At 69.9% G+C, this 9720-nt stretch carries 9 protein-coding genes; 8 read left to right on the forward strand and 1 reads right to left on the reverse strand.

All coding sequences use genetic code 11. The features are described from left to right. Positions 1-18: 18 nt before the first annotated feature. The 7 genes from phaR to V7067_RS06350 all read left to right on the forward strand — a co-directional run bounded on the left by phaR (position 19) and on the right by V7067_RS06350 (position 7750). Entirely contained in the window at positions 19-633 is a 615-nt protein-coding gene (phaR, locus tag V7067_RS06320; protein ID WP_334175056.1) for a polyhydroxyalkanoate synthesis repressor PhaR, read from the forward strand. Positions 634-704: 71 nt separating this feature from the next. After that, positions 705-1139, forward strand: a complete 435-nt coding sequence (locus tag V7067_RS06325; protein WP_334175037.1) for a heme-binding protein — start codon at positions 705-707, stop codon at positions 1137-1139. 51 nt (positions 1140-1190) lie between these two features. Then, a complete protein-coding gene (locus V7067_RS06330) occupies positions 1191-1475 on the forward strand; it encodes a YciI family protein (RefSeq protein WP_334175038.1) in 285 nt (94 codons plus the stop codon). A gap of 28 nt (positions 1476-1503) precedes the next feature. Next, complete coding sequence (locus V7067_RS06335) at positions 1504-1938, forward strand: EVE domain-containing protein (protein WP_334175039.1); 435 nt, start codon at positions 1504-1506, stop codon at positions 1936-1938. Then, entirely contained in the window at positions 1935-2642 is a 708-nt protein-coding gene (locus V7067_RS06340; protein WP_334175040.1) for a methyltransferase, read from the forward strand. The genes V7067_RS06335 and V7067_RS06340 overlap by 4 nt, the downstream gene beginning before the upstream one ends. Before the next feature lie 245 nt (positions 2643-2887). Then, positions 2888-4849, forward strand: coding sequence for an acetate--CoA ligase (acs, locus tag V7067_RS06345; protein ID WP_334175057.1), 1962 nt, complete (start codon positions 2888-2890; stop codon positions 4847-4849). Positions 4850-4990: 141 nt separating this feature from the next. Then, positions 4991-7750, forward strand: a complete 2760-nt coding sequence (locus V7067_RS06350; protein ID WP_334175041.1) for an HAD-IC family P-type ATPase — start codon at positions 4991-4993, stop codon at positions 7748-7750. Positions 7751-7768: 18 nt separating this feature from the next. Here V7067_RS06350 and pcaD read toward each other — a convergent pair whose 3' ends face one another. Next, positions 7769-8584 carry a 3-oxoadipate enol-lactonase gene (pcaD, locus tag V7067_RS06355; RefSeq protein ID WP_334175042.1) on the reverse strand — a complete coding sequence of 272 codons (816 nt, stop codon included), beginning with the start codon at positions 8582-8584 and terminating at the stop codon, positions 7769-7771. Positions 8585-8777: 193 nt separating this feature from the next. Here pcaD and V7067_RS06360 point away from each other — a divergent pair, with 193 nt between their 5' ends. Next, on the forward strand, positions 8778-9713 hold the full coding sequence (locus V7067_RS06360) for a 2-hydroxyacid dehydrogenase (RefSeq protein ID WP_334175043.1): 936 nt from the start codon (positions 8778-8780) through the stop codon (positions 9711-9713). The last annotated feature ends 7 nt before the right edge of the window (positions 9714-9720 follow it).

Consider the following 9720-nt stretch of genomic DNA (forward strand, 5'->3'; position numbering starts at 1 on the left):
GAAAGCGACGGACCGACGATGGCAAAGACCAACGAGGCCACGATCATCAAGAAATATGCCAACCGGCGACTGTATAACACGGGTACAAGTACCTATGTTACGCTTGAAGATCTTGCCGAGATGGTCAAGAACGAGGAGGATTTCGTTGTCTTCGATGCCAAGTCGGGCGATGAGATAACCCGCTCTGTGCTGACGCAGATTATTTTTGAACAGGAAAGCAAGGGGCAGAATCTGCTGCCGATCTCGTTCCTGCGCCAGCTCATCCGTTTCTACGGCGATTCGATGCAGAATCTGGTGCCGAGCTATCTCGATTTCTCCATCTCGTCGCTGTCGCGCGAGCAGGAGCGGTTCCGCAACCACCTGTCGTCTGCCTTCGGCGCCACCGCCTTCGATGCGCTGGAGGATCAGGTGCGGCGCAACACCGAGATGTTCGAACGGGCAATGCGGATGTTCCTGCCGTTCGGCGCCAACGAAGGTGCACGCCCGGCGAGCAGCACGCCGGCGGCGGCCGAGGAGCCGCGCACCGGCGGCATCAGCGAGCTCGATGCCATGAAGCGGCAGCTGGCGGAGATGCAGAAGAAGATCGAGGCGATTGCGCCGGGCGCGGCCCCGCGCAAGCCCGACGAACAGTGATTTTTGCGGCGGGCGGCGCTGCGGCGGCAAGCCGGCCGCGCGCGCCCGCGCCTTGTCTTCCGGAGAGTTCCATGACCGACCTGACCCTTGCGGCGGCCACCAGAATGGTGGAAGCCGGCTTTGAACGCGCGGCCGAACTGAAGCTGAAGCCGGTGGCCATTGCCGTGCTCGATGCCGGCGGCCAGCTCAAGACCTTTGCCCGGCAGGATGCCCCGGCGCTGCTGCGCGCCGATATCGCCATCGGCAAGGCGTTCGGTGCGCTGGCTGTGGGGCAGGGCACCCGCTGGCTCAACCGCACGGCGCTGGAGCGGCCGCATTTCATGCTGGGCCTCGAAGGCGTCTCGCGCGGGCGCATCGTGCCGGTCATCGGCGGGGTGCTGATCCGCGATGCCGCGGGCCACGTCATCGGTGCGGTCGGCGTGTCGGGCGACCTGTCGGAAAACGACGAGGCGTGCGCCATCGCCGGCATTGAGGCGGCGGGTTTCGTGGCCGATCCCGGGGCGTGAGGCGGCGACACGCCGCGCCCCGTTTCCTTCTTCCTGCAGGACTTTTCCCCCATGCTTTTCGCCGTTACCTGTTTCGACAAGCCCGATGCCCTGCCGGCGCGGCTTTCCGCGCGTCCGGCCCATCTCGAATGGATCGATGCAAACAAGGCGCAGATTCGTCTGGCCGGCCCGCTCTTGGACCCGAAGGGCGAAAATCCGCTCGGCTCGCTGCTGGTGGTCGAAGCCGGCGATCTGGCGGCAGCCGAGAGCCTTCTGGCTGGCGACCCCTACCGCGCCGCCGGGGTGTTTGCGGAAGTTGAAGTGCGCCCCTGGCGCATGACGGTGAACACGCTCTGACCGGCCGGAGAGCGCGGGACGCAGGATCATGGCGCACTGGCTTTACAAGTCCGAGCCCTTCAAGTGGTCGTGGGCCGATCAGGTGGCCGCGGCCGGCAAGGGCACCCACTGGGACGGCGTGCGCAACCACGCCGCCAAGAACAACCTGCTGGCCATGCGCCTCGGCGACACCGGCTTCTTCTACCACTCCAACGAGGGCAAGGAGATCGTCGGCATCGTGGAGGTGATCCGCGAGGCCTATCCCGACCCCTCCGACCCCACCGGAAAATTCGTGATGGTGGATCTGAAGGCGGTGGCGCCGCTGCCGAAGCCGGTCACGCTGGCAACCATCAAGGCCACGCCGGCCCTCGCCGAAATGGCGCTGATGAAATATGCGCGCCTGTCCGTGCAGCCGGTGCGCGACACGGAATGGGCGCTGGTGCTGGCAATGGCCGGCGCCCCGGCGGGAGCCTTTTCCGCATGACAGCCGCCCCTGCCGGCGACAGCGAGCTGGCTCGTTTCGCAGCCCGCGACCCGGCGGGGTTCATCCGCGCCAACACCACGCTCACGGCCCCCTCGCTGGTGCCGGAGGTGCGCCTGCATCTGGCCGACGAGGCGATGGACCTGTGGGCCCGCACCGAGGATGTGCTGGAGACCGTGGGCCTGCCGCCGCCCTACTGGGCGTTCGCGTGGGCCGGTGGGCAGGCGCTGGCGCGCTATCTGCTCGATAACCCCGCGCTGGTGGCCGGCCGCCGGGTGCTGGATTTCGCCACCGGCTCCGGCATCGTGGCGGTGGCGGCGCTGAAGTGCGGGGCCGCCCATGTGCTGGCGACCGAGATCGATCCCTTTGCCCGCGAAGCCGCGCGCCTCAACGCCGCCGCGAATGGGGTCGAGGCCGGCCTGACCGTGTCCGGTGAGGACATGACGGCAGCCGCGCCCGGCCGGTTCGACATCGTGCTGGCGGGCGATGTGTTTTATGAGAAGCCCATGGCGGAGCGCGTCGGGGCGTGGCTGATGCGCGAGTGCGCGGCCGGCACCGTGGTTCTGGTCGGCGATCCCGGCCGCTCCTACCTGCCGAAAGAGCAGCTGGAGCCGGTGGCGGAGTTCCGCGTGCCGGTGCCGCGCGCCATCGAAGACAGCGAAATCAAGCACACCCGCATCTGGCGCTTTCGCCAGCCGGCCGCCTGAGCGGCCCGGTTTCTGCCCGGCTGCGAAGACGAGGGAACCGGCGGGTTGCAACCGCTTGCCGGGCGGGTTCATTGCGCGCAAGATACGACGAAAAGCTAAGGCTGCGCACCCCGCACCGCTGTGGACGGGCGGGCCGGGGGCGCCCATAATCCGTGCCTAATAAATCGGGATGCGGGCCACCGGACCGGCGCTTCGTCCGATCCTCCGGCAAGGCACTGCACACGGAGGAAGCGATGTCGATGCCGATGTTCGAGCCGGTCGTTGCGGTGCCGCCGGCCTTTGCCGCCCGGGCCCATGTCGATGCCGACCGCTATCAGGCGATGTACCGGCATTCGGTCGACGACCCGGAGAGCTTCTGGGGCGAGCACGGCCGGCGGCTCGACTGGCTGCGACCCTACAGCATCGTCAAGAACACCTCCTACGGCTACCCCGATGTCTCGATCCGCTGGTTCGAGGACGGCACCCTCAATGCGTGCCTGAACTGTGTCGACCGTCACGTTGCCGACCGGCCGGATCAGGTGGCCATCATCTGGGAGGGCGACGACCCCGCCGAGGGGCGTTCGATCACCTACCGCGAACTGAAGGACGAGGTGTGCCGCTTTGCCAACGTGCTGAAGGCCCACGGCGTGAAGCGCGGCGACCGGGTGACGCTCTATCTGCCGATGATCCCGGAAGCGGCCTTTGCGATGCTCGCCTGCGCGCGCATCGGGGCCATTCATTCGGTGGTGTTCGGCGGCTTCTCGCCGGATGCGCTGGCCGGTCGCATCGCGGATTGCGGCTCGCAGGTGGTCGTCACCGCCGACGAGAGCATGCGCGGCGGCCGCCGCGTGCCGCTGAAGGCCAATGTCGATGCCGCCCTTGCCCGGCTCGGCAGCGATGGCGCGGCGCCGGTGCGCACGGTTCTGGTGGTGCGCCGCACCGGCGGCGACATCGCCATGGAGCCGGGGCGCGATCTTTATTACGACACGGAGGCGGCGGCCGTTCCGGCGGAATGCCCGGCGGAGGAGATGAACGCGGAGGATCCGCTGTTCATTCTGTACACCTCCGGTTCGACCGGCACACCGAAGGGCGTGCTGCACACGACCGGCGGCTATCTGGTCTATGCGTCGATGACGCATCATTACATCTTCGACTACCAGCCCGGCGATATCTACTGGTGCACGGCCGATGTCGGCTGGGTGACGGGGCATTCCTACATCGTCTACGGCCCGCTTGCCAACGGCGCGACCACGCTGATGTTCGAGGGCATTCCCACCTATCCCGACAACGGCCGGCTGTGGCAGGTGATCGACCGGCACCGGGTCTCGATCTTCTACACCGCGCCGACGGCGATCCGCGCGCTGATGGCGGCGGGCGACGAGCCGGTGAAGGCTGCCTCGCGTGCCAGCCTGCGCCTGCTCGGTTCGGTCGGGGAGCCGATCAATCCGGAGGCCTGGAACTGGTATCACCGGGTGGTGGGCGAGGACCGCTGCCCGATCGTCGACACCTGGTGGCAGACCGAGACCGGCGGCATTCTCATCACGCCGCTGCCGGGGGCCACGCCGCTGAAGCCGGGCTCGGCCACGCGGCCGTTCTTCGGCGTGCAGCCGGCGCTGCTGGACCACGAGGGCAACGCGCTCGACGGGGCGGCGGAGGGCAATCTCGTCATCACCGATTCCTGGCCGGGGCAGATGCGCACGCTGTGGGGCGACCACAAGCGCTTCGTGGAAAGCTATTTCTCCACCTACAAGGGCACCTATTTCACCGGCGACGGCTGCCGGCGCGATGCCGACGGCTATTACTGGATCACCGGTCGCGTCGACGACGTGCTCAATGTTTCCGGCCATCGCATGGGCACGGCGGAAATCGAGTCGGCGCTCGCCTCCCACCCCAAGGTGTCGGAGGCCGCCGTTGTCGGCTTCCCGCACGATATCAAGGGGCAGGGCATCTATGCCTATGTGACGCTGATGACCGGGGTGGACGGCTGCGAGGCGCTGCGGCGCGAACTGGTGGCGTGGGTGCGCCGCGAGATCGGCCCCATTGCCTCGCCGGACCTCATCCAGTTTGCCCCCGGCCTGCCGAAAACCCGGTCCGGCAAGATCATGCGCCGCATCCTGCGCAAGATAGCCGAGGATCATTACGAGCAGCTTGGCGACATCTCCACGCTCGCCGACCCCGGCGTCGTCGCCGACCTGATCGAGCACCGCCAGAACCGGCAGGCAGCCTGACCGGGTGCGCGCCTCTCCGCCGGGTCATCACGATCTCGTGAAGACCCGGCGGGGCGCAAGGACGCGATGTGTGCCCCATGCACCATGGCCGGGCAGCCGGCCGCCGGGGTGGCCGGCGGCGAGCGAGGAGAGGGCCCGACCATGGAACCATCCGCGCGGGAGCCTGCGGGTTCTGCGGCCGGCGCGCCGCCGGCTGCAAAGACCCTGCGACCGGAGATTGCCGAGCCATGGCACAGCGAGCCCGCCCACCGGGTGCTGGAGCGGCTGGCCTCGGCACCGACCGGGCTCGATGCCGCCGAAGCCGGCCGCCGTCTGGACCGCTGGGGGCCGAACCGCCTGCCGGCGCAGGCCGCGCGCGGGCCGCTGCGGCGGTTTCTGGCGCAGTTCAACAACCTGCTGATTTATGCCCTGCTGGCGGCTGCAGCGCTGGCGATCGGCATCGGGCATTTTTCCGATGCCGCGGTGGTGCTGGCCGTGGTGGTGCTCAATGCGATCATCGGCTTCGTTCAGGAGGGGCGGGCGGAACGGGCGCTCGATGGCATCCGTGCCATGGTGGCGCCGGCGGCATCGGTGGTGCGCGGCGGCCAGCGGCTGACGGTGACGGCCGAGGCGGTGGTGCCGGGCGACATCGTTCTGCTGGAGGCCGGCGACCGGGTGCCCGCCGACGTGCGCCTGATCCGGGCGAGCCAGCTGCGGATCGACGAGGCGGTGCTGACGGGCGAATCCGTTCCGGTCGAGAAGGCGGCTGCCGCGGTGGCCGCCGGTGCCGTGCTGGGCGAGCGCAGTTCCATGGCCTATTCCGGCACCTTCGTGGCGGCCGGACAGGGCAGCAGCGTGGCCGTGGCCACGGGGGCGGCGACCGAACTCGGCCGCATCGGCACGCTGATCGGCGCGGTGGAGCCGCTGCGCACGCCGCTGGTGCGGCAGATGGATCATTTCGCCCGGCAGGTGACGCTGGCGGTGTTCGCGGTCTCGGTGCTGGTGTTCGCGTGGGCGGCGCTGAGCGGGCGCCACGGGCTGGACGAGGTGTTCATGGCCGTGGTCGGCCTGGCTGTGGCGGCCATCCCGGAAGGGCTGCCGGCGGTCATGACCATTGCGCTTGCGGTCGGCGTGCGCCGCATGGCGCGGCACAACGCCATCATCCGCCGGTTGCCGGCGGTGGAAACGCTGGGTGCGGTCTCCGTGATCTGCACCGACAAGACCGGGACGCTGACGCGCAACGAGATGACGGTCGCCGACGTGGTGACGGTGGCGGGCTGCTTCACCGTCTCCGGCAGCGGTTATGAGCCGGCGGGCGATATCTGCGACGCGGCCGGCCGGCCGGTGCCCGCGGCGGCCGATCCGGTGCTGGGGCCGCTCTGCCTCGCCGGGCTCGTGTGCAACGATGCCGGGCTGCGCACCGCCGGCACCGGTCCCGTGGTGGACGGCGATCCGATGGAAGGCGCGCTGGTGGTGCTGGCGCTGAAGGCGGGGCTGGACCCCGCGGCCGGCCGCGGCCGGCACCGGCGGCGCGACGAAATTCCCTTCGAGACCCGCCACCGCTACATGGCTACCTGCCACGACGACGGCGCCGGCGGCGCGGTGGTGTTCATCAAGGGCGCGCCCGAGCGGGTGCTGCAGATGTGCCCGGCGGCGCTGGGGCCGGACGGGCCGGTGGCGACCGATCCGGCCTTCTGGCTGGCCGCTGTGGAGCGGCTTGCCGCCGGCGGCGAGCGGGTCATCGCGCTGGCCCGTGCCCCGGCGCCGCGGCCGGGCAGCCGGCTGGCGCCGGCCGATCTGCAGGGCCGTGCCACGCTTCTCGGCCTTGTCGGCCTCATCGATCCGCCGCGGCCGGAGGCCGTTGCCGCGGTGGCTGAATGCCGGGCGGCGGGCATCGCCATCAAGATGATCACCGGCGACCACGCCGCCACCGCGCGGGCCGTGGCGATGCGGCTGGGGCTGGCCGACGATCCGCGCGTGCTGACCGGGCAGGATCTCGATCGCCTCGATCCGGGCGCGTTCGCGGCCGGCGCGCGGGCGGCCAGCGTGTTCGCGCGCACCACGCCGGAGCACAAGCTGCGTCTGGTGGAGGCGCTGCAGTCGGACGGGGCGATCATTGCCATGACCGGCGACGGCGTGAACGACGCACCGGCGCTGAAGCGGGCGGATGTCGGCGTGGCCATGGGCGCCAAGGGCTCGGAGGCGGCAAAGGAGGCGAGCGAGATGATCCTCGCCGACGATAACTTCGCCACCATCGTTGCCGCGGTGCGCGAGGGGCGAACGGTGTTCGACAACCTCACCAAGGTCATTGCCTGGACGCTGCCGACCAATGCCGGCGAGGGCTTCGTGGTGGTGGCGGCCCTGCTGCTCGGCGTGACGATGCCGATCACGCCGATTCAGATCCTGTGGGTCAACATGGTGACGGCGGTCGCCCTCGGCCTGACGCTGGCTTTCGAGCGCACCGAGCCCGGCACCATGCAGCGCGCGCCGCGCGCGGCGCAGGGGCAGATCCTCTCCGGCCGGCTGGCCTTCCGGGTGCTGTTCGTTTCGCTGCTGATGGCCGGGGGGGCGTTCGTGGCCTATGAACTGTCGCGCCGCGCCGGGCTGGACGTGCCGACGGCGCAGACCATGGTGGTCAACACCATCGTCGCCATCGAAATCGTCTATCTTTATTCGGTGCGCCACGTGCCGGGCAGCGGCCTGTCGCCGGCCGCGCTTGCCGGGCCGCGGGCGGTTTCCGCCGGTGTGGTCGTGACGCTGCTGGCGCAGGTTGCCTTCACGCACCTGCCGGCGATGAACGCGATTTTCGGCAGCCGCGCTCCGGACCCGGCCGAGGGGCTGATCGTGGTGGCGATCGCGGCCGCGGTGCTGGTGGTGGTGGAAATCGAAAAGGCCGTTGCCCGCCGTCTCGGCTGTCGCTGAGACAGCGGCGGGCGGCGCTCAGATGGCATCGCCCCAGCCGCCGGCATGGTTGCAGGCCACGGCATGGGCGGCGATGAGGCCGGCGACGTGCGGGCCCTGCTCGATGCCGGCCATGTGGGCCGCGCCCGCAAGGATCTCCAGCCGGGCACCGGGAATGAGGGCGGCCGTGGCGGCCACCACCTCGGCCGGGGTCGAGCCGTCCTGATCGCCGGCGATGCACAGCACCGGCACGGCGATTTCGGCGGCGGCGGCGCGGTAATCGGCATCGCGCAGCGCCGCGCAGGTGGCGGCATAGCCGGCGGCCGGCGTGCGGGCCACCATGTTGCCCCAGCCGGCCACCGCATCCGGGTGGCGGGCGCGGAAGGCGGGCGAGAACCAGCGCGTCAGCACATTGGCCACCAGCGGCGCGACGCCGCCGGCCTCCACCTCGGCAATGCGGGCGTTCCACACCTCTTCGGTGCCGATGCGCGCGGCGGTGCAGGCCAGCACGAGGCCGGCCACGCGCTGCGGTGCGCGCTGGTAAAGACGCTGCACCACCAGACCGCCCACGGACAGCCCCACCGCCAGCACCCGGCGGATACCGAGATGGTCGAGCAGGCCGAGCAGGTCGTCGACATGATCGTCGATGCTCCACGGGCCGGGCGGGCAGTCCGACAGGCCATGGCCGCGCTTGTCGCAGACGATCACGCGGTGGCGGGTCGCAAGGTGCGGGGCGACCGTGGACCAGATCCGGAAATCGCTGCCGAGCGCGTTGACGAGCACGATGGCCGGGGCGCCTTCCGGTCCGCTCACGGCATGGTGCAGCACCACGTTTCCGATGCGGACGAAATCCATGGCAGGCCTCCCTCGCGTCGTTGTCCTGCTGCCGTGCGGCAGCGGTGCGCAATTGTTGTATCTGCGGTTATCGCCCTTGTCAGGCAACGGCGGACGTGATTTTGACAAAAAGCCGCGCGCCCCGGACACGCGGCGCGACGGTGCATGAAGAGCCCCGCGGGCCGGATGCCCGCCGGCCCGGGCGGGAGGCAAGATGGATATCGACCTGCTGCTGGCTGCCCCGCAGGGCAGCTATCTCGATGACGCTCTGGCGGCGCGTTTCACGGTCCACCGCCTCGATGCGGTGAAGGATCCGGTGGCGTTTTACCGCGATGTCGCGCCGCGCATCCGCGCCGTGGTCGCCGGCGGCAGCGGCTTTGCCGGAGAGGTGATGGCCCGCCTGCCGGCGCTGGAGATCGTTGCCGCCAACGCGGTCGGTTACGACCGCCTCGATCTGGATCAGGCCCGCCGCCGCGGTATCCGCATCACCAACACGCCGGACGTGCTGACCGACGACGTGGCCGACCTTGCCGTGGGGCTGATGCTGTCGGTGATCCGCCGCATTGCCGCCGCCGACCGCTTCGTGCGCGACGGCCGCTGGCACAACGGCGCGTTTGCGCTGACGGTTCCGGCTTCGGGACGGCATTATGGCCTTGTCGGCCTCGGTCGCATCGGGCGGGCGGTGGCGCGGCGGCTGGAGGGCTTCGGCGGCCGCATTTCCTACAGCGGGCCGCACCAGAAGGCCGATGTGCCTTATGGCTATTTCCGCACGCCGCTGGAACTGGCGCGGGCCTGCGACGTGCTCATTCTGTGCGCGCCGGCCACCGTTTCCACCCGGCATCTGGCCGATCAGGCGGTGCTCGATGCGCTCGGCCCTTCCGGCGTGCTGATCAACATTGCCCGCGGATCGCTGGTGGACGAGCACGCCCTGATCGATGCGCTGATCGAGGGGCGCATTGCCGGGGCGGGGCTGGACGTGTTCGAGAACGAGCCGCGGGTGCCGCTGGCGCTGCTGAGCCGCTCCAACGTGGTGGTCACGCCGCACATCGGCTCGGCCACCGTTTCCACCCGCCATGCCATGGCCGATCTGGTGCTGAGCAATCTGGAGGCATGGCGCACCGGGCGCCCGCTGCTGACGCCGGTGGTGTGATGACGCG

The organism is Pseudoxanthobacter sp. (assembly GCF_036822375.1).
GTDB lineage: Bacteria > Pseudomonadota > Alphaproteobacteria > Rhizobiales > Segnochrobactraceae > Pseudoxanthobacter.